The 20,983-nt window shown below is 66.8% G+C and carries 23 protein-coding genes; 15 read left to right on the plus strand and 8 right to left on the minus strand.

The genetic code is table 11. The features are described 5' to 3' along the window. Positions 1–222: 222 nt before the first annotated feature. The 6 genes from BVE01S_RS12340 (at position 223) to BVE01S_RS12365 (ending at position 6,266) form a co-directional block, all read left to right on the plus strand. Positions 223–528: a YggT family protein gene (locus BVE01S_RS12340; RefSeq protein ID WP_017504977.1), complete on the plus strand. Its 306-nt coding sequence runs from the start codon at positions 223–225 to the stop codon at positions 526–528. A 104-nt stretch (positions 529–632) separates the two neighbouring features. Next, positions 633–1,514 carry a 3-hydroxybutyryl-CoA dehydrogenase gene (locus BVE01S_RS12345; RefSeq protein WP_066627994.1) on the plus strand — a complete coding sequence of 294 codons (882 nt, stop codon included), beginning with the start codon at positions 633–635 and terminating at the stop codon, positions 1,512–1,514. Beyond that, on the plus strand, positions 1,511–2,068 hold the full coding sequence (locus tag BVE01S_RS12350) for a phthalate transporter (protein WP_066627996.1): 558 nt from the start codon (positions 1,511–1,513) through the stop codon (positions 2,066–2,068). Before BVE01S_RS12345 ends, BVE01S_RS12350 begins: the two co-directional genes overlap by 4 nt. Positions 2,069–2,125: 57 nt before the next feature. After that, positions 2,126–3,370: a DUF418 domain-containing protein gene (locus BVE01S_RS12355; RefSeq protein ID WP_066627999.1), complete on the plus strand. Its 1,245-nt coding sequence runs from the start codon at positions 2,126–2,128 to the stop codon at positions 3,368–3,370. 41 nt (positions 3,371–3,411) lie between these two features. Beyond that, the gene (gene cobT, locus BVE01S_RS12360; protein WP_066628000.1) at positions 3,412–5,295 is read left to right on the plus strand and encodes a cobaltochelatase subunit CobT; all 1,884 of its coding nucleotides are present in this window, start codon (positions 3,412–3,414) and stop codon (positions 5,293–5,295) included. Beyond that, on the plus strand, positions 5,292–6,266 hold the full coding sequence (locus BVE01S_RS12365; RefSeq protein WP_066628002.1) for an esterase-like activity of phytase family protein: 975 nt from the start codon (positions 5,292–5,294) through the stop codon (positions 6,264–6,266). Before cobT ends, BVE01S_RS12365 begins: the two co-directional genes overlap by 4 nt. 3 nt (positions 6,267–6,269) lie before the next feature. On the opposite strand, the gene BVE01S_RS12370 is transcribed toward BVE01S_RS12365, so the two are convergent. The 3 genes from BVE01S_RS12370 to otsB are packed head-to-tail and all read right to left on the minus strand — an operon-like array spanning position 6,270 to position 10,272. Continuing rightward, positions 6,270–7,682 carry an alpha,alpha-trehalose-phosphate synthase (UDP-forming) gene (locus BVE01S_RS12370; RefSeq protein ID WP_066628004.1) on the minus strand — a complete coding sequence of 471 codons (1,413 nt, stop codon included), beginning with the start codon at positions 7,680–7,682 and terminating at the stop codon, positions 6,270–6,272. 42 nt (positions 7,683–7,724) lie between these two features. Further along, on the minus strand, positions 7,725–9,509 hold the full coding sequence (locus tag BVE01S_RS12375) for a glycoside hydrolase family 15 protein (RefSeq protein WP_066628012.1): 1,785 nt from the start codon (positions 9,507–9,509) through the stop codon (positions 7,725–7,727). A 4-nt stretch (positions 9,510–9,513) separates the two neighbouring features. Beyond that, the gene (gene otsB / locus BVE01S_RS12380) at positions 9,514–10,272 is read right to left on the minus strand and encodes a trehalose-phosphatase (protein ID WP_240612151.1); all 759 of its coding nucleotides are present in this window, start codon (positions 10,270–10,272) and stop codon (positions 9,514–9,516) included. Between the two features lie 168 nt (positions 10,273–10,440). Between otsB and BVE01S_RS12385 the strand changes: the two genes are divergently transcribed. Genes BVE01S_RS12385 through fmt form a run of 8 tightly spaced genes read left to right on the plus strand, consistent with a single transcriptional unit; the run spans position 10,441 to position 16,786 of the window. Beyond that, positions 10,441–11,433, plus strand: a complete 993-nt coding sequence (locus tag BVE01S_RS12385; protein ID WP_066628018.1) for a KpsF/GutQ family sugar-phosphate isomerase — start codon at positions 10,441–10,443, stop codon at positions 11,431–11,433. Further along, complete coding sequence (locus tag BVE01S_RS12390; RefSeq protein ID WP_066628021.1) at positions 11,433–12,716, plus strand: glycosyltransferase family 4 protein; 1,284 nt, start codon at positions 11,433–11,435, stop codon at positions 12,714–12,716. The genes BVE01S_RS12385 and BVE01S_RS12390 overlap by 1 nt, the downstream gene beginning before the upstream one ends. Before the next feature lie 30 nt (positions 12,717–12,746). Then, positions 12,747–13,916, plus strand: a complete 1,170-nt coding sequence (locus BVE01S_RS12395) for a polysaccharide biosynthesis/export family protein (RefSeq protein ID WP_066628024.1) — start codon at positions 12,747–12,749, stop codon at positions 13,914–13,916. Between the two features lie 4 nt (positions 13,917–13,920). After that, entirely contained in the window at positions 13,921–14,499 is a 579-nt protein-coding gene (locus tag BVE01S_RS12400; RefSeq protein ID WP_066628027.1) for a hypothetical protein, read from the plus strand. Between the two features lie 32 nt (positions 14,500–14,531). Then, positions 14,532–14,933 carry an acyl-CoA thioesterase gene (locus BVE01S_RS12405; protein WP_066628030.1) on the plus strand — a complete coding sequence of 134 codons (402 nt, stop codon included), beginning with the start codon at positions 14,532–14,534 and terminating at the stop codon, positions 14,931–14,933. Between the two features lie 57 nt (positions 14,934–14,990). Beyond that, complete coding sequence (gene def / locus BVE01S_RS12410; protein ID WP_066628033.1) at positions 14,991–15,566, plus strand: peptide deformylase; 576 nt, start codon at positions 14,991–14,993, stop codon at positions 15,564–15,566. Next, on the plus strand, positions 15,566–15,844 hold the full coding sequence (locus tag BVE01S_RS12415; RefSeq protein WP_084375400.1) for a hypothetical protein: 279 nt from the start codon (positions 15,566–15,568) through the stop codon (positions 15,842–15,844). The genes def and BVE01S_RS12415 overlap by 1 nt, the downstream gene beginning before the upstream one ends. Before the next feature lie 18 nt (positions 15,845–15,862). Beyond that, positions 15,863–16,786 carry a methionyl-tRNA formyltransferase gene (gene fmt, locus BVE01S_RS12420; protein ID WP_066628035.1) on the plus strand — a complete coding sequence of 308 codons (924 nt, stop codon included), beginning with the start codon at positions 15,863–15,865 and terminating at the stop codon, positions 16,784–16,786. Here the strand turns inward: fmt and BVE01S_RS12425 are convergent. Then, positions 16,778–17,020, minus strand: a complete 243-nt coding sequence (locus tag BVE01S_RS12425; RefSeq protein WP_045809924.1) for a hypothetical protein — start codon at positions 17,018–17,020, stop codon at positions 16,778–16,780. The two genes, fmt and BVE01S_RS12425, sit on opposite strands and share 9 nt — an antisense overlap. Positions 17,021–17,032: 12 nt before the next feature. Here BVE01S_RS12425 and truA point away from each other — a divergent pair, with 12 nt between their 5' ends. Beyond that, positions 17,033–17,776, plus strand: coding sequence for a tRNA pseudouridine(38-40) synthase TruA (gene truA / locus BVE01S_RS12430; RefSeq protein WP_066628037.1), 744 nt, complete (start codon positions 17,033–17,035; stop codon positions 17,774–17,776). 9 nt (positions 17,777–17,785) lie between these two features. Here truA and BVE01S_RS12435 read toward each other — a convergent pair whose 3' ends face one another. From BVE01S_RS12435 to fabA, 4 genes are all read right to left on the minus strand, one after another. After that, positions 17,786–18,829 carry an aspartate-semialdehyde dehydrogenase gene (locus tag BVE01S_RS12435; RefSeq protein WP_066628039.1) on the minus strand — a complete coding sequence of 348 codons (1,044 nt, stop codon included), beginning with the start codon at positions 18,827–18,829 and terminating at the stop codon, positions 17,786–17,788. Positions 18,830–18,915: 86 nt separating this feature from the next. Further along, complete coding sequence (locus BVE01S_RS16845; RefSeq protein WP_146112011.1) at positions 18,916–19,107, minus strand: hypothetical protein; 192 nt, start codon at positions 19,105–19,107, stop codon at positions 18,916–18,918. Between the two features lie 57 nt (positions 19,108–19,164). Further along, entirely contained in the window at positions 19,165–20,382 is a 1,218-nt protein-coding gene (gene fabB / locus BVE01S_RS12440) for a beta-ketoacyl-ACP synthase I (protein ID WP_066628041.1), read from the minus strand. A 66-nt stretch (positions 20,383–20,448) separates the two neighbouring features. Next, a complete protein-coding gene (gene fabA / locus BVE01S_RS12445; RefSeq protein ID WP_055754351.1) occupies positions 20,449–20,982 on the minus strand; it encodes a 3-hydroxyacyl-[acyl-carrier-protein] dehydratase FabA in 534 nt (177 codons plus the stop codon). Between the last annotated feature and the right edge of the window lies 1 nt (position 20,983).

Consider the following 20,983-nt stretch of genomic DNA (forward strand, 5'->3'; position numbering starts at 1 on the left):
GTCGAACCCCTGACCTCGTCATTGCGAACGACGCGCTCTACCAACTGAGCTACGGCCCCGTTTCCAGCGTGGGATCGGGTTTCACAGGCGTGGCGGACATAGAAGGCGGGCGGGCGTGGTGTCAACGGGCTTGTGCGCGCAAAGCGCGCAGGTCGGATACGGCCGTTGTCGGAGCAGGGGCGAACAGGCTAGAAGCGCCGATCCAAGCAGGAGTTACCGTTCATGGGCTATGCGCTCGTCTGGTTGATCAACACCATCATCAGTCTGATGATCTGGTTCATCATCGCCCAGGCCATTCTGAGCTGGTTGGTGGCGTTCGACGTCGTCAACTATCGCAACCGCTTCGTCTATTCGGTCGGGACCTTCCTGGACCGGGTCACCGCGCCCCTGCTGGAGCCGTTCCGCCGCATCATTCCGAACCTGGGCGGCATCGACATCTCGCCCATCGTGGTGATCCTGCTGCTGCAGTTCATCAGCGTGCTGTTCAACCGCACGGCGGCGCCGGCCCTGATCCAGTTGCTCGGCTGAGGCGACACGGCGGGCGGAAATCTGATGCGAGAGGGTTGATCCGCTCTTGCGCCGCGCGCCTTCCTTTCTAAAGGTGCCCGCCCGACCACTTTCGACCACGGTTCATGACCACGATCACCACAGTCGCCATTCTGGGCGCCGGACAGATGGGCGCAGGCATCGCTCAGGCGGTCGCGCTCGGGGGCTATTCGGTTCGCCTTTATGACGTCGTCGCCGACCGGCTGCCGCTGGCGCAGGGCGAGATCGCGGCCAGCCTGGCGCGGCATGTCGGACGCGGTCTGGTCGATCAGGCCGCCGCCGATGCGGCCCTGGCCCGCATCACGACCAGCGACGCAATGGCCGAGGCCGTCGCCGGCGCCGATCTGGTCATCGAGGCGGCGCTGGAAGACGAGGCCGTCAAGAAGGCCATCTATGCGCAGGTGGTGCCGCACCTGGGGCCGCAAACCCTGTTGGCGTCCAATACCTCGTCGATCTCCATCACGCGCCTGGCGTCTTCGACGGACAGGCCGGACCGGTTCGTCGGCCTGCACTTCATGAAGCCGGCGCCGGTGATGAAGCTGGTGGAGATCATTCGCGGCATCGCCACCTCGGCCGAGACCCATTCCGCCGCCGTCGCCTTCGCCGAGAGCCTGGGCAAGACCACCACGGACGCCGAGGATTTTCCCGCCTTCATCGTCAACCGCATCCTGGTGCCGATGATGAACGAGGCCATCTTCGCCCTGTATGAAGGGGTCGGCAACGTCGCCTCGATCGACAAGGCGCTGCGCCTGGGCGCCAACCATCCGATGGGCCCGCTGGAACTGGCGGACTTCATGGGTCTGGACGTCGTCCTGGCCATTATGAACGTGCTGTATGACGGCCTGGCCGACAGCAAGTACCGCCCCTGCCCCCTGCTGGTGAAATATGTCGAGGCCGGCTGGTTGGGCAGAAAGAGCGGCCGCGGCTTCTACGACTATTCCGGCGCTGCGCCGGCGCCGACGCGATGAGCCGGTTCGAGAGCTATTCCGACCTGCCCGGTCAGGCGACCATCGCCGCGCGGCCTGGGCGGACGCCCCGGATTCTGGCGTGCCTGGCCGGCGCGGCCTGGCCGCCCCTGTGGTTGACCCTCCCCTTCTGGCGGCCCCACGCCTATCTGCCGGGCCGCGACATGGACTGGCGGCTGGTGGTGATGCTGATCGGCCTGATCACCGTGCCGCTGGCGCTGTATCGCGTGCTGAACGAGCGCAAGCGCGACGGGCGACCCGGCACACGGCTGGGTGTCGTCTGGCGCTTCATGATGTACGGCGGCCTGGCGGCGGCCCTGGTCCAGATCGTCGTCGCCTTGGGCATGAGCGTGATGGGCTGGTTCGAGGCCGGCGATGTCATGCAGGCCCTGGGCGCGACCGAGACCACCCTGCTGATCTTCGGCGTCGGCGGCCTGCCCATCGCCATGATCGTGGGCGTCAGCTACGCCCTGTGGGCCGGGTTGTGCGCCGCCTTCATCGCCTTCGAGGCGCGACCGGCGGTCAAGGACAGACTGGGCCTGATGCCCAAAAGCTGAGAAGCAGGGTTGGTATTCGCGCCTGACGCCTGAGTTCGAGGATTGGGGAATCCGAGAATGACCATGGACGACACGGACAAGGATGCGGCGGAAATCCTGTCGCCCGTCGCGGCGACCTCGCGCATCGCCAGCCTGGACGTCATGCGGGGGCTGGCGGTGCTGGGCATTCTGGCCGTCAATGTCGTCTCGTTTGGCCTGCCGGTCATGGTCTATCAGGATGCGAGCCTGAGCCCGTTTCCAGTCATCGGCGCGAACGCCGTGGCGCGCTGGACGATGGACGTCTTCTTCCATCAGAAGTTCATCACCCTGTTTTCGATGCTGTTCGGGGCCTCGATCTATCTGGTCGGGGGTGAGCGGGACGATGCGGCGCGTGGCAAACTGCTGCGGCGCCGCCTGTTCTGGCTGGCCGTCATCGCCCTGATCCACGGCCTGGCCTTCTGGTATGGCGACGTGCTCCTGCTCTACGCCTGGTCGGGCCTGTTCGTGATGCTGATGCGGTCGATGCGGGCCGGAACGCTGATCGGGATCGGCCTGGGCGTGACCCTGTTGCTGGGCGCGATGCAGGCGGGCGCGACCTGGCTGATGGTCGCCGGGCCGCCGGCGATCACCGAGGCGATGAACCAGGGCGGGCCACATTACACTGCCGCCATGGTGACGGAGTCGATCGCCGCCTATCGCAGCGGCTGGACCGGGGCGATGGGCCAGAACCTGCAGAACTGGCTGCTGCTGCAGGGCGCTAGCCTGACGATGTTCGTGTTCTCGACCGTGGCCCTGATGATGCTGGGTCTGGGCCTGTTCAAGGCCGGCGTGTTCAGCGGCCGGGCGCCCAACGGGGTCTATGTCGCCTTGATCGGCGTCGGCGGAGCCGTACTGGCCCTGCTGGGCGTGCTGGAATGGCGCGAGGCCTTGGCCCCGGCCGGAACCCACCCGACGCGCGGCCTGGCGGAGGTCGTCGCCTCCTTCCCCGTCTTCGTCACCCTGGCCTATGTCAGCCTGATCGTGCTGGCGACGACCCGGGGGCTGGCGTGGATCACGGCGGCGCTGCGGCCGGTGGGACAGATGGCCTTCACCAACTATCTGACCCAGACCCTGATCATGACGTCGATCTTCTACATGCCGTGGGGGCCGCGCCTGTTCGGACGGGTCGACTATGTCCAGATGTGGGGCCTGGTTCTGGCGGTCTGGGCGCTGCAACTGATCTGGTCGCCGCTGTGGTTGTCGCGGTTCAGCATGGGGCCGCTGGAGTGGGTTTGGCGCTGTCTGACCTACGGCCGGCGGGTGCCGATTTCAAAAGGCGGCTGACGGCGCTTTTATCGCAGGCGCGAAGCGATTAACTGAGGGCCATGGCCGCCCCGGATACTCCCGCCGAAACCTTCAAGCGCGCGCTGGGTCATGCCGCGCGGGCGCTGGCCGAACAGCCCGAACTGGAGGTGGTGTTCGGGTCCGACGGGCCCAAGCTGTCGAACGGCGTCCTGACCCTGCCCCATCCGCCGCGCGATCCGTCCGGGCCCGAGAGCGCGTCCTTGCGCGGCCAGGCTGACCGGCTGGCGCTGCGTCTGGCCAATCACGATGCGGCGGTGAACAGCCGGATGCGGCCGGCGGACGCCAGGGCGGCCGAGGTGTTCGACGCGGTCGAACAGGCGCGGGTCGAGGCCTTCGGTTCGGAACATCTGGCCGGGGTGCGCGACAATCTGGGCGCCGCCCTGATCACGCGGCTGGAAAAGACCGGCGCCCTGCGCATCAGCGACGCTGAGCGCGTGCCCGTGTCCGAGGCCGTGGCGCTTCTGGTGCGCGAGCGGCTGACGGGACGCCCCGCCCCGGACGGCGCCAGGGCCATGCTGGATCTGGTGCGCGCCAACATCGAGGCCAAGGCCGGCGCCAAGCTGGACGCCCTGGCCGGCACGGCGGGCGATCAGGAAGGCTTCGCGCTGAAGATGCGCGAAGTGCTGCGCGCGCTGGACCTCGACCCCGGCGACGGGCGCGGCGAAGATACGTCCGAAGATCCCGGCGACGAGGAACCGGATCCTCAGGACCCCGCGGCTGACGACGATCAGGATGAGGACGAAGAGCAGGACGGCGGCGAAGGCTCCCAGTCGATGGAGGGCGACGCCGACGATCAGTCTTCCGAGCAGGAGCGCGAAAGTCGCCCCGAGGGCGCGCCCGCCGATCCCGACGGCGAAGGCGCCGACGATGGCCCGGAAATTCAGGAGGGTCAGCAGCCGAACCGTCAGCAGGCGGCTGACGACGGCCGCGCGGTCGATTTCTACCGCGTCTTCACCACCGCCTTCGACGAGGTGGTGGACGCCGCCGACCTGTGCGACCCGGTCGAGCTGGACCGGCTGCGCGCCCTTCTGGACGGCCAGTTGGCCATCCTGTCCAGCGTCGTGTCGCGCCTGGCCAACAAGCTGCAACGTCGCCTGCTGGCCCAGCAGAACCGCTCCTGGGTCTTCGATCTTGAAGAGGGGATGCTGGACACCGCGCGGCTGACCCGGATCGTCACTGACCCGACCGCCCCCCTGTCGTTCAAGGCCGAGAGCGAAAGCCCGTTCCGCGACACGGTCGTGACCCTGCTGCTGGACAACTCCGGCTCGATGCGCGGGCGGCCGATCATGGTGGCGGCGGTTTGCGCCGACATCCTGGCGCGAACGCTGGAACGCTGCGGGGTGAAGGTCGAAATTCTGGGCTTCACCACCCGCGCCTGGAAGGGCGGACAAAGCCGCGAGGCCTGGATCACCGCCGGCAAGCCGCAAAATCCCGGCCGCCTCAACGACCTGCGCCACATCATCTACAAGGCCGCCGACGCGCCCTGGCGCCGGGCCAAGAAGAACCTGGGCCTGATGATGCGCGAAGGCCTGCTGAAGGAGAACATCGACGGCGAGGCCCTGCAATGGGCGCACAATCGCCTGCTGGCCCGCACCGAGCAGCGCCGCATCCTGATGGTCATTTCCGACGGTTCGCCGGTCGACGACTCCACCCAGTCGGCCAATGCGGCGCTCTATCTGGACAAGCATCTCCGTCAGGTGATCGCCGAGATCGAGGATCGCTCGCCGGTCGAACTGCTGGCCATCGGCATCGGCCATGACGTGACCCGCTGGTATCGCAAGGCCCTGACCATCGTGGATGTGGAACAGCTGGCGGGGGCCATGACCGAGAAGCTGGCTGAACTGTTCGAGAACGAGGGCGCGGCGGGTCCCACCCGTCGCACCAAGCGAAAGCTGGCGGCATGAGCCGTTTCGGCCGGCTAGCCAGTGTCTGGGTCGCGCTGTCGCTGTCGGCCTGCGCCGCCTGGCTGGGCGCGCCGCGTCCCTATCCGTTGTCATCGGACGGCTGGACGCCCCAGGTCGCGGAACTGCGAAGCGTCAGCCTGGGCCTGCCCGGCGGCACGCAGTTGGCTGACAGTGTCACGTTCGCCGGCGGCCTGCAGATCAGCGCGGCCCCGACATCGCCGCTGCACAGCCTGTCGGACCTGAAGCTGACCGGCGACGGCGGCTTCGTCACGGTGTCAGACACCGGTGATCTGGTGCGCGGCGACATTCGCCTGGACGCCCGGGGGCGGGTGGTCGGCCTGGATCGCTTCCGCTCGCGTCGGCTGACGCTTCAGGACGGCGCCGCGATTTCCGACAAGTCGGATGGCGACGCCGAGGGCCTGACCATCACCCCCTCCGGCGATCTGCTGGTCAGTTTCGAGCGGCGTCACCGGATCTGGAACTACGGTCCCTTGTCGGCGCTGAAGACCAAGCCGACGCCGGTGCGGTCGCCCGACTTCGCCTTCACCGAGAACGACGGGATGGAGGGGTTGGCCGTTGCTCCCGGCGGCTGGCGCGTCTCGGGCGAGGCCGGCGGCGTCTGGGATTGCTCAGCTGCGAGATGCACGGGTGTGAGCACGCCTCCGCAGACGCCGATCCCCGACAGCGAATACCGCATCACCGGTTTAGATCGGGATCCGTCCGGCGCCGGATGGTTTGTGGTCCAGCGCCTGTACCGGGCGCCCATCGACATGCGCGCGCGCGTGCGCCGCATGGCCCCCGACGGAACGCTGGGGCCGGTGTTGATCGAGCTGAAACTGCCCGGCACGACCGACAATTTCGAGGGGATCGCCGCAGAGATGCGAAACGGCGGGACCCGCCTCTACATCCTGTCCGACGACAACTTCAATCCGGCCCAGCGCACCCTGATGCTGGCCTTCGACCTGCGCTAGGCGTCAGGCCGCGCCGGCCCACTGCGTCGGTTGCGAGGTCGATTCATCGGCTTGCAGGGCGCGCACGAAATCATCGCGCCAGATGCCGACATCGGTGGCGCGAACCACATCCATCAGGGCTTCCCATTTCCGGATCCGCTCGGCCAGCGGCATGGTCAGCGCCTTCTGGATGGCGTCCGACAGCTCTTCGCGACTGTAGGGATTGACCAGCAGCGCCTCGCCCATCTGTTCGGCCGCCCCGGCGAAGCGCGACAGGATCAGCACGCCGGGATCGTCCGGGTTCTGGGCGCAGACATATTCCTTGGCCACCAGATTCATACCGTCGCGCAAAGGCGTCACCAGCCCCACCCGCGCCGCGCGGTATATGCCCGCCAGCTGATCCCGGCGATAGGTGCGGTTCAGATAACGGATCGGCTGCCAGTCCATGTCGGCGAAGGCGCCGTTGATCCGTCCCGCCAGGGCGTCCAGCCGCGAACGAATGTCCTGATAGCTGTCCACGTCGTCGCGCGAGATCGGCGTGACCTGCAACAGGAAGACCTCGCCCCGCATCGAGGCGTTGTCGTGCAGGAACTGTTCGTAACCCAGCAGCCGCTCTTCCAGCCCCTTGGAATAGTCCAGCCGGTCCACCCCCACGATCATCGAGCGGAAAGCCGACGACGCCGCCATTCGATCATAGGTTCGCGCCCCAAGCGCCGAGTTTCGCGCCGCCAGGAAACCATCCACATCGATGCCGATGGGGAAGACGCCGGTCTGGACCTTGCGACCGAAACACTCCAGCCCGCCGGTCCCGTCCAACTCGCCCTGAGCCTCAGACACCACATAGTCGGTGAACAGATCGCTCCATTCCTGGGTGTGGAAACCGATCAGGTCGAAATCGAACATCGATTCCACCAGCCGCCGGTGATGCGGCAGGGTCACCAGCAACTGCCGTGCCGGCCAGGGCGTGTGCAGGAAGAAGCCGATCCGGTTGCGCACGCCCAAGCGGCGCAGATCCCGCGCCATCGGGATCATGTGATAATCGTGGATCCAGATCATGTCGTCCGGCTGGATCAACGGGGCCAGCGCCTCGGCGAAACGCCGGTTCACCCGCTCATAGCCCTCGCCGTAGGACCGCTCATATTGGGCCAGGTCGATGCGGTGGTGAAATAGCGGCCATAGCGTCTTGTTGGCGTAGCCGTTGTAGTATTCGTCGACGTCCTGCCCCTCCAGATCGACCAGCCCTACGGTGACGCCGGCCCGGTCCTCGATCTTCACCTCGCCCGTGTAGTGATCGACCCGTTCGCCCGACCAGCCGAACCACAGGCCGTCGTATTTTCTAAGGGCGGCGGACAGAGCCATGGCCAGGCCGCCGGCGGACCCGGCGGCGGGGTCGGTCGGGGCCGAAACCCGGTTCGAAACAACGATCAGGCGGCTCATGACTTCACTTCACACGGCGACCCCAGCCCCGGGGTCCAGACATTAACGCACATCGGTCCAGGAACGGCTCAACAGCACGGCGCAATTGATGATGCCGACCAGGGAATAGGTCTGCGGATAGTTGCCCCACAGTTCGCCATCGTCGATCGAGATGTCTTCGCTCAACAGCCCTGCCGCCGTCCGCCGGCTCAGCATCTCCTGGAAGATGGTGCGGGCTTCCTCGATGCGGCCGTTCTGGTGCAGGGCTTCGATGAACCAGAAGGTGCAGAAGTTGAAGGCGGTCTCCGGCTCACCGAAGTCGTCCGGCTCCACATAGCGGAACAGGTGGCTGCCCTTCTTCAGATCGCGCTCGATGGCGTCGAAGGTGGCGACCTGACGCGGATCGTGCGCCTCTAGGAAGCCCAGATCGGTCATCTGCAGAAGTGAAGCGTCCAACTCGCGGCCGCCGAAGCTGGCGGCGAATCGACCCTCGTCGGGCAGATAGGCCTCGGCTTCGATCCGCTGACGGATGATTTGCGCGCGCTCACGCCAGAAGGCGGCCCGATCTGGCAGGTTCAGGTGGTCGGCCGCCTTGGCCAGACGATCGCAGGCGGCCCAGCACATGACGGACGAATAGGTGTGGACCCGCGCGATGGTGCGGAACTCCCACAGGCCCGCGTCGGTCTGATCGTGCATGGCGAAGGCGCGCTCGCCGATCGCCTCCAGCGCGTGGAAATCCTCCAGCGTACCCGGACGCAGGAGCCGTGCGTCATAGAAGGCCTGGACCAGAGGCAGCACGATCTGTCCGTAGACGTCGTGTTGCAGATGTTCGTGCGCCTGATTGCCGATCCGCACCGGCTTCATGCCGCGGTAGCCCTCGACGCTGTCGATGATGCTCTCGCCGATTCCAGGCTCCAGACCCACGCCATAGACCGGCTGGACATGACCGCCGGCGGAGTCGTCGACCAGATTCCTCAGATAGACGAGGTAGTTCTCAAGGATGTCGACCGCACCCAACCGGTTCAGCGCCCGCACCGTGTAATAGGCGTCGCGGATCCAGCAGTAGCGATAGTCCCAGTTGCGCCCGCTCTCCTTGAACTCGGGCACCGAGGTCGTCATGGCGGCGACGATGGCGCCGGTCTCTTCATAGGCGCACAGCTTCAGCGTGATCGCCGCACGGATCACTGCCTCCTGATAATCGAGCGGCAGATAGAGTTTGCGCACCCAGTCCTGCCAATAGGCCACCGTGCGATCCAGCGCGCCCTGAACGCCGTGGCCGACATCCTGGTCGTAGCCCTCGTCCGGACCCAGGAAGAAGGCGTGCGACCGCTCCAGCCGGAACACGCGCTCCTCCAGCACATGCGACACGGGACAATCGGTCGTCAGCCGGAAGGTGACGTCGGCGCACATATAGCGGATGTGGTTGGATCCGGAGGTATGCGGCGCCCGGCGCGCGCCCCAGTCCGTCGATGGCCGCAACCGCACACGGATGCGCGGCGTGCCCGACAGCGGCCGCACGATGCGGGCGAAAGCCAGCGGCCGATAGGTGCGCGAGTGCTTCGGATGACGCGGGGCGAAGTCGATGATCTCGGCTGACGATCCGTCCTCGGCCGTCATGACCGTGCGCAGAACCGGCGTGTTGCGGACATAGGCCTGATCGATCGACTTCACGTCCTCCATCTCGATGGCCCAGAAGCCATGCTCGGGCGCCATGCCGTCCATCAGGGCGGAAAAGACCGGGTCGCCATCCACGCGCGGCGCGCAGGCCCAAACGAAACGTCCTTGGCGGTCGATCAGGGCGCTGACGCCGCAGTTGCCGATGGGAAACAGATCCAGATTGGGCTTCATCGGTTCAGGCCTTCGCTACGGCTTCAAGCCAGGTGAGCACAGCATCCACATCGTCCAGTCGGTAACGGGCCGCCGTCTCGCGCTTGGGGCCGACCAGCACGCCGTATCCGCCCAGCGCCGCCGCAGCCTCGAACCCATATTCGTCGGTCAGGTCGTCGCCCAGCATGACTGGGACCGCGCCCTTGAACGGCGCCTCCTGCATGAAGGCCGTGACGGCCGTGCCCTTGTCGGCGCCGGGCGTCTTCAGCTCCAGCACCATATGACCGGGTTGGAGCGTCAGTCCCGTTTCGGCCTGAAGCTCGGCCGCTAGCCCCTTGGCGGCGCCGGCTTCATCCGGCGCCTGACGATAGTGCAGACCGACGGAGACGCCCTTGTCCTCGACGATTACGCCGGGACGATCGGCGGCGAATTCCTCGAATGCATCCAGCGCGTGGGCGACGCCGGCGTCGGGCGTCTTGCGTTCAATGGAGCCGTCCTTCAGACGCCGCTCCAGGCCATGCACGCCCGAGCCCGAGACAAGGGCGTGATCGGAAATGCGGTCGATCTCGGCGATAGTGCGGCCGCTGACGATGGCGACGCGGCCCGCAAGTCGCGCCTCTACCGCCTTCAGCGCCGCCGTACGACGGGCCGTCGGCGCCACAGCGTCGGGCGTGGGGGCCATCGGCGCCAGCACACCGTCCATGTCCAAGAACAGTGCGATCCCGTCGGCGACGACGGGCGGCGTCGGGAGCAATAGCGAGGCGGCTCCGGCATGAGACGGCATTGACGATCAAACTCTTTGTTTTAGTTCCCCGGTCGGCGTAACGCGCCAGAGCGGCAAAGGTTGACCAGAAACCGACAAAGTCGTCTGAAAGGGAGGCGGCGCGCGAAACGCACTCACGGCGGATCGCGCTCGTCAAAGAAGGAGAGCCCGGCTGCGGGCCAGGAAACAATGACCGAGATCGCTCACTCGACCCCCGACGACATCGCCGTGATGACAGACCGCGCCCGCGAGGTCGTGCGCCTGAACATCGAAGCGCTGGAGGCGCTGGAACGCTCGATCGACGTTTCGCTGGCCCGCGCGGTGGATGTCATCATGAGCCGCCCGGGCTATGTCGTCGTCACCGGCATGGGCAAGTCGGGCCATATCGGCGGCAAGATCGCCGCCACCCTGGCCTCGACCGGCACCAACGCCTTTTTCGTCCACCCGGCCGAGATGAGCCACGGCGATCTGGGGATGCTTCGTCCGGACGTGACGGTGCTGGCCATCTCCAATTCGGGCGAGAGCCGCGAGCTGCGCGATCCGCTGATCTATTGCCAACGCAACGGTATTCCCGTGATCGCCATCACGCAGCGGCCGGCTAGCTTCCTAGGTCGAAACGCGGCTGTCTGCCTGACCATGCCGAAGGTGGCCGAGGCCTGCCCCAACGGCTTGGCGCCCACCACCTCGACCCTGATGACCCTGGCCCTGGGCGATGCCTTGGCCATGGTGCTGATGGATCGCCGCGAGTTCACGGCCATGGACTTCGGCCTGCACCACCCCGGCGGCGCCCTGGGTATGAGCCTGCAAAGCGTGCGCGAATGGATGGGCGACAATGCCGCCGTCCCGGCCAGCGTGCAGTTGAACGCCAGCTTCGGCGACGTGGTCTCGACCATCACCGAAGGCCGAAAGGGCGCGGTGGCCGTCCTGGACGCCGATGGCGCGCTCGCGGGCATCGTCACGGACGGCGACCTGCGCCGAGCCTTCCAGCGCGACACCACCCATCTTACGGCGGCCGATATCATGGGCGCCAATCCCATCACCGTGGATCCGGATGCGCGCATGAGCGACGTCGTCGATCTGTTGACCGCCAACAAGATCGCCAATCTGTTCGTGGTCGAGGACGGCAAACCCACAGCCATCGTCCATATCGCCGAACTGATGCAGGCCGGCTACGTCGCCTAATGCGCATCCTCTACGACGCCAGCCGGCTGATGAGCCGGGCCGAACGGTCGGCCCCGACGGGCGTGGACCGGGTATGTCTGGCCTATGCCGAATGGCTGCTGGCCTCGCCCGATGTCACGACCATCCCGGTGCGTGGCCGCAAGAACCGGCTGGTCGCCGTCGAGATCGGCTGGTTCCGGCGGTTCGTGGCCGACCTGCGCGCCAAGTGGAACGGCGCCGCCAGCACGGCGGCCGATCTGGCGCACGAGCAGCGGCTGCTCGCCGCCCTGACGGCGGAACGACGGCCGGCCGCCTCGGTGCTGTGCCCGGCGCCCGCGCCCGAGAAGGAGAAGCCCGCCGACAAGACGCGGGTGTTCAAACAGTTCTTCCGTTCGCGCCACGTCGCCCCGCTGCCGCAGGCCGACCTGTATCTGACCGTGGGCCACACCACCCTGCATGAGCCAACGGCGCTGGAAGAGTTGAAGGCCGCCGGGATCGAACGCGTCGTGTTGCTGCACGATCTGATCCCCGTCACCCATCCTGAGTTCTGCCGACCTGGCGACGGCGACAAACACCATGCGCGGGTGTCAAACACCCTGCGCCTGGCCAGCCGGATCATCGTCAACTCCGCCTATACAGGCGATGAACTGCGCGCTTTCGCCGAGCGCGAGGGCCTGCCACTGCCGCCGGTCCACGTCGCCCACCTCGGGTTGGAGCCGGCCTTCGTCGCAGGGGACGCCTTTGCGGCGCCACGTCCCTATTTCGTCCACGTCGGCACGATCGAGGCGCGCAAGAATCTGGCTCTGCTGCTGACACTATGGCGGCGACTGGAAGAACGGATGGGCGATCAGACGCCGTCCCTGGTGCTTGTCGGTCGCTACGGCTGGGAGAACGAGGCGGTGCTGGATCACCTTCAGCGCTCGCCCAATCTGCAAGGGGTCGTTCACCAGGCGGCAAATCTGTCCGATGCTGTCTTGGCCAGGCTGATGCGCGGGGCGCGCGCCGTACTCGCCCCGTCCTCCGTCGAGGGCTTCGACCTTCCCGCCGTAGAGGCCTGTGCCATGGGCCTGTCGCTGATCGCCTCCGACATTCCGCCGCACCGCGAGTTGACGCCGCACGCCGAACTGATCGATCCGCTCGATGGCCTGGGTTGGCTGGCCGCCATCGAGCGGGCGACGTTTGTTCCTCCGCCGACGCCGCCTTCCTACCAAGCGCCGTCCTGGTCGGAGCATTTCCGCATCGTCGCCGACGCCATTGGCCTGCAGCCCGTTTCGCCACTGGCGAGCGCGGCCAAAGGCTTGTAATCAATCCGCGAACGAGGGCTATCCAGCTTCATGACGCGCACCATTCTGCCGCTTGCCATTGTCGCCATTCTCGGCGGCTGCTCCACCCTGCCGCGCGACGGGCCGTCGGGCGCCTCGGTCAACGCCGGCGCCACGACCGCCTCGGCTCTGGGCAGCTACGCGCTGGTGCCGCTGACGTTCGAGGCCACCGAACGCATGAAGCAGATTCCGCCGCAGTTCTTCGGCAGTCTCGCCGCAGGATCGAGCAATCAACCCGCTGACGTGATCGGCGAAGGCGACACCCTGGCGATCTCGATCTTCGATCCGTCAGGCGCGCTGTTCGGTGGAAGCCTAGGCTCCAGCTCTGCGTCGGGCCGTAACGCCGCAACCATGTCTGGCGGCAACCAGGCCCTTCCCGGCGCGACGGTCGATCGGTCGGGCTCGGTGACCATTCCTTTCGGCGGGCAGGTTCGTGTTCAGGGTCTGACCTCCACCCAGGCGGCGGCGGCGATCCGGCGCGCTTTGGTCGGCAAGGTCGCCAATCCGCAGGTGCTGGTGTCCATCGCCGGCAATGCCTCCAACACGGTCAACGTGCTGGGCGACGTGCGCCAGCCCGGTCGTGCACCGCTGGGCGTCAACAGCGACCGCATCCTGGACGTGATCGCTGCAGCCGGCGGCTCGGCCCGCACCACCGACGACCTGACCATCTCAATCCAGCGCGAGGGCCGCACCTACACCGCGCCCCTGTCGGCGGTGACGACCGAGTTCGGCGAGAACGTGCGTCTGCAGCGCGGCGACGTGGTCAATGTTCAGTACAAGCCCCGTCGTTTCTCGACCTTCGGGGGCCTGAACGCCGTGGCCCAGGTCGACATGCCGGCCGGTCCCGTGACCCTGACCGGCGCCCTGTCCAAGGTCGGCGGGCTGAACACCAATACGGCCAATGCGCGTCGCGTTCTGATCTTCCGCTTCGAACGTCCCGAGGTGGCCCAGGCGCTGGGCATCAATCAGCCGGCCACACCGCGCGGCGTGCCGGTCGTCTATGAGCTGGACTTCAGCGACGCCGCCAACGTGTTCGCCGCCACCAATATGCAGGTTATGCCCGAGGACGTGATCTATGTGCCCCTGGCCGGCGCCGCGGAGATGCGCAAGTTCTTCGAGGTCGTTCAGAGCCTGACCCGCGTCATCTATGACGTGTCGGTGACCAGCACGCTCAACAACTGACGTCATGGCCAGACGGCGGACGCTGCTTTCGGGACTGTTTTCACGCAAGTCCCCGGCTGCGCCCGCCGAGGACACGACAAACCCGTTCGAGCGGCCGACCGAGCTTGAGCCGGAAGAACCCGACGCCCTGAGCCTGGCCTTGGCGGAAATCGAAGCCTGGGCGCTGGAAATCTACGCCCAGGCCGGCCTTCCCACTCAGCCGGGCCACTATCGCCGCGATCCCGACACGGCGGACTGGATTTTCATTGCCCGCCAGATCGAGCCGTCCGAACGCTTCGCCCTGGCCCTGCGCTATCCGCCCGAACAGGGATGGCGCTTCGCCCGCCTCGAGGATTTGGGCGCGCGGTCGGACCGCGAGGAAGTGCAGGCCGCTGCGCGTCTGATGGCCGATGTCGCGACCTTGCGGGCGTCTCGGCGCACCGTCCTCACCCAGGAACATCTGCTGACCGCCTTGGAGCTAGGCGCCGCTTGGCGCGCCTTGCGCGATGCGCAGGCTTTTCGCACTTCCCGTCTGACCCTGTCCGTCCCAGAGCCCGCACGTCCAAAGGCGCTCAAGGGCGACAAGCCGCCGAAGCCGCGCTAGAGAGCCCGCCTCCCCGAACTGCAGGCCCCTCCATGTCCGACGCCCCCGAACAGCCTCCCGAATTCCAGCCCGTCGGTCGGATCATCGCCATGCCCGCAGACACCAACCCCGAGGGCGACATCTTCGGCGGCTGGCTGCTGGCCCAGATGGACCTCGCGGGCGCGACCCCGGCGTTCGAACTGGCCTGCGGGCGCTGCGTCACCGTGGCCCTGGACGGCATGGTTTTTCACCAGCCCGTCTCGGTCGGCGACGAGGTCAGCATCTACGCCCATGTCATCGGCTCGGGCCGCACATCCATCCGCGTCCAGGTCGAGGCGTGGAAGCGAGCGCGGGGCCAGCCCCAGGCCGCGTCGGTGCGCGTGACCCAGGGCGTCTTCACCTATGTGGCCATCGACGAGAACCGCAAACCTCGCCCTCTGCCCGGCAAGGCGTAGAGCGCGGCAAGGGGCGCAAATCTTGACCTTGCGCCGGGGCGGGCCTACGTCCCGGCCATGGCCATTCGACGCATCCTCACCATCGACAACGCCGCCGACCTGGCGATCCTGAAGCAGGTATCCAAGCCCGTCGCGGCCGTGGACGACGCCGTCCGCACCCTTATGGATGATATGCTGGAGACGATGTACGACGCGCCGGGCATCGGCCTGGCCGCCGTGCAGATCGGCGCTCTGGACCGGGTGATCGTCATGGACCTGGGCGACAAGGACGGCGTGGTCTGCGAGACCGAGGAAGAGGCGGCCGAGAACGTCGAGGCGCGCAAGAACCCGCGCTTCTTCGCCAATCCGGAAATCCTGTGGACCTCGGACGAGCTCTACACCTATGAAGAGGGCTGCCTGTCGATCCCCGAGTATTTCGACAAGGTGGAACGCCCGGCCCGCGTCCGCATTCGCTATCTGAACCGTGACGGTCAGTCGGTGGAGGAAGAGGCCGAGGGTCTCTACGCCGTCTGCATTCAGCACGAGATGGACCACCTTAACGGCGTGCTCTTCATCGACCATCTGTCGCGTCTCAAGCGGGACCGCGCCGTGACCAAGGTCAAGAAGGCCGCCCGCGACAGGATCGCCGCCTGATGACCAAGATCGTCCGCCCCGAACGTATAGAACGCGCCGCACGTCGTATCGCGCCGTCCATCCCGCGCGGCCGCTCGCTGATCATCGACTCCTCGGGCCGTCGTCGCCTGACGCGCAGCCAGAAGGTCGGCGTCGCCGGCGTCACCACCCTGGCCGGCGTGGCCCTGCTGGGTGTTGTCGCCGGCCTTCTGCTGGACCGTCTGCTCGATTTCGACGACGCCTTGGATGCGGGCGGCGAATGGGACGAGGGCGGCGGCGTCTTCACCCGCTGGCAGTAAACCTCTAAAGGCGTGCCCATGCGCCTTGCCTTCATGGGAACTCCCGACTTCGCCGTGCCGTCCCTGGCCGAGCTGATCGCCTCGGGTCACGAAATCGTCGCCGTCTATTCACAGCCGCCACGCCCCAAGGGCCGGGGCCAGAAGCTGACGCCGTCGCCCGTCCACGCCTTCGCCGAGACCATGGGCCTGCCCGTCTTCACGCCCGAAAGCCTGAAGGACGCCGAGGCGATCGACACCTTCAGAAGCCTGGATCTCGATGCGGCCTGCGTCGTCGCCTACGGCCAGATCCTGAAGACCGAGGTGCTGGAGGCGCCACGCCTGGGCTGTCTGAACCTGCATGGCTCCCTGTTGCCGCGCTGGCGCGGGGCCGCCCCGATCCAGCGCGCCATCATGGCCGGCGACAAACAGACCGGCGTCCAGATCATGCAGATGAGCCTGGGTCTGGACGAAGGCCCCATCCTGCTCAGCGAACTGATGGACATTCTGCCCGACGACACGGCCGCCAGCCTGTCCGAACGGATGGCCCATGTCGGCGCGGGCCTGTGGCCGCGCGCGCTGGCCGCCATCGACCGGGGCGGCGTCACCCCCTCGGAACAGGTTGGAGAGCCGACCTACGCCAAGAAGATCACCCCGGCCGAGGCCCGGATCGACTGGACGCGCCCCGCCGCCGAGGTGGACGCCCATATCCGAGGCCTGTCGCCCTTCCCCGGCGCCTGGTTCGAGACTCCGTCAGAGGCCGGCCCCGTGCGGATTAAGGCGCTGCTGTCGGGTCTGGCGGACGGATCGGGCGCGCCCGGAACCGTGCTGGATTACGCCCTGACGGTGGCCTGCGGCGACGACGCGGTGCGTCTGATCCGCGTCCAGCGCGAAGGCAAGGCGGCGCAATCGGCCGAGGAGATGCTGCGCGGCTTCCCCCTGCCGGTCGGGACCAGCCTAGGCTGAGAGGTTGAACTCGCGGCCCAGGATTTCCCAAAGCGCCTTTGCGCTTTCGGAAGTCAGTTGGAAAGTCTGGCTCTGGCTGTTCGGTTTCGCTCTATCTGCTGATCCAAGTGTATCGATCTGCAAGAACGAGCGCCCATCGCGCCTGAACACGCCATAGTGGCCCACAACGTGAGTTGGGTGCAGCTTAAGCTCCCGCTCTCGGTCTAGCGGTTGAAACTGGTCGATGACGGCCATGTGGAGTCCTGAGTGCCTAGGTATAAACTTACTATCGAATACGACGGCACGGCCTACAACGGCTTCCAGGCGCAGGATGGCCAACCGACGGTGCAGGGCGCGCTGGAGGCGGCCATTCACGCCTTCTCCGGCGAACGAATCCGCATCGCCGCCGCCGGCCGCACCGATACCGGGGTCCATGCGACGGCCCAGGTCATCCATGCCGATCTGGACCGCGACTGGCCCGTCGATACGGTGCTGAACGCCATGAACGCCCATCTCGTGCGCCAGGACGTCTGTGTCCTGGCGGCCGAATACGCGCCTCATCCCGACTGGCACGCCCGCTTCTCGGCGACTGGCCGGGGCTATCTGTACCGCATCCTCAACCGCCGCCCCCAGCCGGTGCTGGAGCGCGACCGGGTCTGGCACGTCAAGAAGACCCTGGACGCCGAGGCCATGCATCACGCGGCCCAGGTGCTGGTCGGCCATCACGACTTCACCACCTTCCGCGACGTCGGTTGCCAGTCCAAATCGCCGGTCAAATCGCTGGACGTGGCGCGCGTCACTCGGTTCGGCGAGGAGGTGCATCTGGTGTTCCAGGCGCGCAGCTTCCTGCACCGTCAGGTCCGGTCCATGGCCGGCACACTTGTCGAGGTGGGGCTGGGCCGCTGGACCGCCCACGACGTCAAGGCCGCGTTGGAGGCGAAGGACCGCGCCCGGTGCGGCCCCGTCGCCCCCTCGGCAGGGCTCTATCTCAGCGGCGTGCGCTACGATTAACCTCGCCAGTCAGCCGCGCTGCTGGACCAGCACCTCGGCGACCTGGACCGCGTTCAGGGCCGCGCCCTTCCTCAGATTGTCGTTCGAGACGAACAGCGCCAGGCCGTGCTCGACGGTCGGATCAGGGCGCACCCGGCCGACGAAGACCGGGTCCTGACCCGACGCCTCCAGCGGATTCGGCACCGCGGTCACCACCACGCCGGGCGCCTGGGCCAGCAGGTCCAGCGCCTGAGCCGCCGACAGCGGGCGCTCGAACTCAACGTTGATCGACAGCGAATGGCCGGTGAAGACCGGCACCCGCACGCAGGTGCCCGAGACCGGCAGACCGGGGATTTCCAGGATCTTGCGGCTTTCGTCGCGCAGCTTCAGCTCCTCGTCGGTATAGCCGTCTTCTCCCAGCGTATAGTTCAATGCCACCACGTTGGCCGCGATCGGCACGACCCACTTTTCGGGCGGGCCGAAGTCCACGGCCCCGCCGTCGCGGGCAAGGGCCGCACCCTGCCCCACGGTGGCGCGCGACTGGTCCTCCAGCACGCGGATGCCCTCGATCCCCCCGCCCGAGACGGCCTGATAGGTGGAGACCGTCAGACGCTTCAGCCCCGCCGCGTCGTGCAGGGGCTTGAGCACCGGCATGGCGGCCATGGTGGTGCAGTTGGGGTTGGCGATGATCCCCTTGGGCAGGTTGGCCAAAGCGTGCGGGTTCACCTCGGCGACCACCAGCGGCACTTGCGGGTCAGACCGCCAGGCCGAGGAATTGTCGATCACCACGGCGCCGGCGGCCGCCACCTTGGGCGCCAGGGCCTTGGACGTCTCGCCCCCGGCCGAGAAGAAGACGATGTCCAGACCAGCGTAGTCGGCGCTCGCCGCATCCTCGACCACGATGTCGGTCTCGCCGAAGCGGATCGTCTTGCCCGCCGACCGGGCCGAGGCGAACAGGCGCAGCGAAGCCAGCGGGAAGTTCCGCTCGGCCAACAGGCCGCGCATCATCTCGCCGACCAGACCGGTGGCGCCGACGATGCCCACATGGGGCGGATTGGACGGGGAAAAGGACATTCAGGCGTCTCCTGAAAGGATGGAGGCGCGGGGTTCAGCCGGATCGACCGCCCGCGCATCGGCGGGGCTTGGGATCGGGTTTGACGCTAGACCGTGCGCGCACCCGAAACCGCCCCGCCGAAGCCGGTGGTTTTCAGGGTCATCGCTTTGGTCAGGCGCTGCGTCACGGCGACGCTCTCTAAGGGTGAGAACCGGTCGTGTAAACGGCTGATCACGGAAAAATCGACGGCGCAAGCATGATCGCGGGCTTGCCTGCGCAACAAAGCCGTCGATTTCACTTCCGTCTCGTCATCCTCAGGCTTGACCCTAGGATGACGGAGCCGAACGGTCTCGTATCAGACCTTCGACAGGATCAGCGTACCGTTGGTGCCGCCGAAGCCGAAGCTGTTGGACATCACGTGCGTCAGTTCGCCGTCGTGGCGCTGGCGCAGGATCGGCATGCCTTCGAACGCCGGATCCAGATTTTCGATATGGGCGCTCTCGGCGGCAAAGCCGTTCTGCATCATCAGCAGGCAATAGATGGCTTCCTGAGCGCCGGCCGCGCCGAGCGAGTGGCCGGTCAGCGACTTGGTCGAGGAGATCATCGGCATCTGGTCGCCGAAGACGGCGCGCACGGCCTCCATCTCCTTGGCGTCACCCACGGGCGTCGAGGTGCCGTGCGGGTTCAGATAGTCGATCTTCGGATTGCCGGCCTGTTCCAGCGCGATCTTCATGCAGCGCTGGGCGCCCTCGCCCGAGGGGGCGACCATGTCGTAGCCGTCGGCATTGGCGCCATAGCCGGTGACTTCGGCATAGATGGTTGCGCCGCGCGCCTTGGCCCGCTCATACTCTTCCAGCACCACGATGCCGGCGCCGCCGGCAATGACGAAACCGTCGCGGTTGGCGTCATAGGCTCTGGAGGCGACCGAGGGATTGTCGTTAAAGTCCGAAGACATGGCGCCCATGGCGTCGAACATGTTGGACATGGACCAGTCGATGTCCTCGCAGCCGCCGGCGAAGACCACGTCCTGCTTGCCCCACTGGATCTGTTCGACCCCAGCGCCGATGCAGTGGGCCGACGTCGCGCAGGCCGAGCTGATCGAATAGTTGATGCCGCGCATCTGGAACCAGGTCGACAGCACCGCCGACGGGCCCGACGCCATCGCCTTGGGCACCGCGAACGGGCCGATGCGCTTGGGCGCGCCCTTCTCGATCGTGGTCGCGGCCGCCTGCAAGATCACTTGGGTCGAAGGACCGCCCTCGCCCACGATCAGGCCGATCCGGTCATCCTTGATCTCGTCCGCCGTCATGCCCGACGACTTCAGCGCCTCTTCGAAGGCGATGTGGCCCCAGGCGGTGCCGTTGGCCAGGAAGCGCGCGGCGCGACGGTCGATCAGCTCTTCCCACGGGCCGATCTTGGGCGGCGCCCAGACCTGGCTGCGGAAGCCGTATTTGGCGTGGTCGGGAGCATGAACGACGCCCGAACGGGCTTCGCGCAGGGACTGGGTGACCTCCTCGGCGCCGTGGCCGATGGAAGAGACGATGCCCAGGCCGGTGACGACGACACGACGCATGGTGTTTCCTTCTTGATGCTTCCTGGTCCGAGGACCGTCCGCCTTGTTCGCGGTTATATAGGGGCGTTAACCGCCCGCCGCCTCATCCTTGGCGCCGAACAGGCCGACCCGCATGTCGTTGCAGGTGTAGATGACCTGGCCGTCGGCCTCCAGCACGCCGTCGGCGATGCCCATGACCAGCTTGCGATTGATGACGCGCTTCAGGTTGATCTTGTAGACCACCTTCTTGATGTCCGGGGTGACTTGGCCGGTGAATTTGACCTCGCCGACGCCCAGGGCGCGACCGCGACCAGGACCGCCGATCCAGCCCAGATAGAAGCCGACCAGCTGCCACATGGCGTCCAGGCCGAGGCAGCCCGGCATGACGGGGTCGCCGATGAAGTGGCACTGGAAGAACCAGAGGTCGGGATGGATGTCGAGTTCGGCCTCGACATAGCCCTTGCCGTGCTCTCCGCCGTCCGCATTGATCGTGGTGATGCGGTCGAACATCAGCATCGGCGGGGCGGGCAGCTGGGCGTTGCCGGGACCGAACAGCTCGCCGCGGCCCGAGGCCAGCAGGGCCTCATGATCGAAGGACGAAGGATATTGGGACTGGGTCAAG

It is taken from the genome of Brevundimonas vesicularis NBRC 12165, from assembly GCF_001592205.1.
GTDB lineage: Bacteria > Pseudomonadota > Alphaproteobacteria > Caulobacterales > Caulobacteraceae > Brevundimonas > Brevundimonas vesicularis.

What these genes read in the sequence shown, in the direction of transcription:
- BVE01S_RS12395 (WP_066628024.1), top strand. Translation starts at nt 12,747, where the DNA reads ATGACGCGCACCATTCTGCCGCTTGCCATTGTCGCCATTCTCGGCGGC.
- fabB (WP_066628041.1), bottom strand. Translation starts at nt 20,382, where the DNA reads ATGCGTCGTGTCGTCGTCACCGGCCTGGGCATCGTCTCTTCCATCGGC.
- cobT (WP_066628000.1), top strand. Translation starts at nt 3,412, where the DNA reads ATGGCCGCCCCGGATACTCCCGCCGAAACCTTCAAGCGCGCGCTGGGT.
- BVE01S_RS12355 (WP_066627999.1), top strand. Translation starts at nt 2,126, where the DNA reads ATGACCATGGACGACACGGACAAGGATGCGGCGGAAATCCTGTCGCCC.
- BVE01S_RS12375 (WP_066628012.1), bottom strand. Translation starts at nt 9,509, where the DNA reads ATGAAGCCCAATCTGGATCTGTTTCCCATCGGCAACTGCGGCGTCAGC.
- BVE01S_RS12405 (WP_066628030.1), top strand. Translation starts at nt 14,532, where the DNA reads ATGTCCGACGCCCCCGAACAGCCTCCCGAATTCCAGCCCGTCGGTCGG.
- BVE01S_RS12390 (WP_066628021.1), top strand. Translation starts at nt 11,433, where the DNA reads ATGCGCATCCTCTACGACGCCAGCCGGCTGATGAGCCGGGCCGAACGG.
- BVE01S_RS12365 (WP_066628002.1), top strand. Translation starts at nt 5,292, where the DNA reads ATGAGCCGTTTCGGCCGGCTAGCCAGTGTCTGGGTCGCGCTGTCGCTG.
- def (WP_066628033.1), top strand. Translation starts at nt 14,991, where the DNA reads ATGGCCATTCGACGCATCCTCACCATCGACAACGCCGCCGACCTGGCG.
- BVE01S_RS12345 (WP_066627994.1), top strand. Translation starts at nt 633, where the DNA reads ATGACCACGATCACCACAGTCGCCATTCTGGGCGCCGGACAGATGGGC.
- BVE01S_RS12415 (WP_084375400.1), top strand. Translation starts at nt 15,566, where the DNA reads ATGACCAAGATCGTCCGCCCCGAACGTATAGAACGCGCCGCACGTCGT.
- fmt (WP_066628035.1), top strand. Translation starts at nt 15,863, where the DNA reads ATGCGCCTTGCCTTCATGGGAACTCCCGACTTCGCCGTGCCGTCCCTG.
- BVE01S_RS12370 (WP_066628004.1), bottom strand. Translation starts at nt 7,682, where the DNA reads ATGAGCCGCCTGATCGTTGTTTCGAACCGGGTTTCGGCCCCGACCGAC.
- BVE01S_RS12385 (WP_066628018.1), top strand. Translation starts at nt 10,441, where the DNA reads ATGACCGAGATCGCTCACTCGACCCCCGACGACATCGCCGTGATGACA.
- otsB (WP_240612151.1), bottom strand. Translation starts at nt 10,272, where the DNA reads ATGCCGTCTCATGCCGGAGCCGCCTCGCTATTGCTCCCGACGCCGCCC.
- BVE01S_RS12435 (WP_066628039.1), bottom strand. Translation starts at nt 18,829, where the DNA reads ATGTCCTTTTCCCCGTCCAATCCGCCCCATGTGGGCATCGTCGGCGCC.
- BVE01S_RS12340 (WP_017504977.1), top strand. Translation starts at nt 223, where the DNA reads ATGGGCTATGCGCTCGTCTGGTTGATCAACACCATCATCAGTCTGATG.
- BVE01S_RS12425 (WP_045809924.1), bottom strand. Translation starts at nt 17,020, where the DNA reads ATGGCCGTCATCGACCAGTTTCAACCGCTAGACCGAGAGCGGGAGCTT.
- BVE01S_RS12350 (WP_066627996.1), top strand. Translation starts at nt 1,511, where the DNA reads ATGAGCCGGTTCGAGAGCTATTCCGACCTGCCCGGTCAGGCGACCATC.
- BVE01S_RS12400 (WP_066628027.1), top strand. Translation starts at nt 13,921, where the DNA reads ATGGCCAGACGGCGGACGCTGCTTTCGGGACTGTTTTCACGCAAGTCC.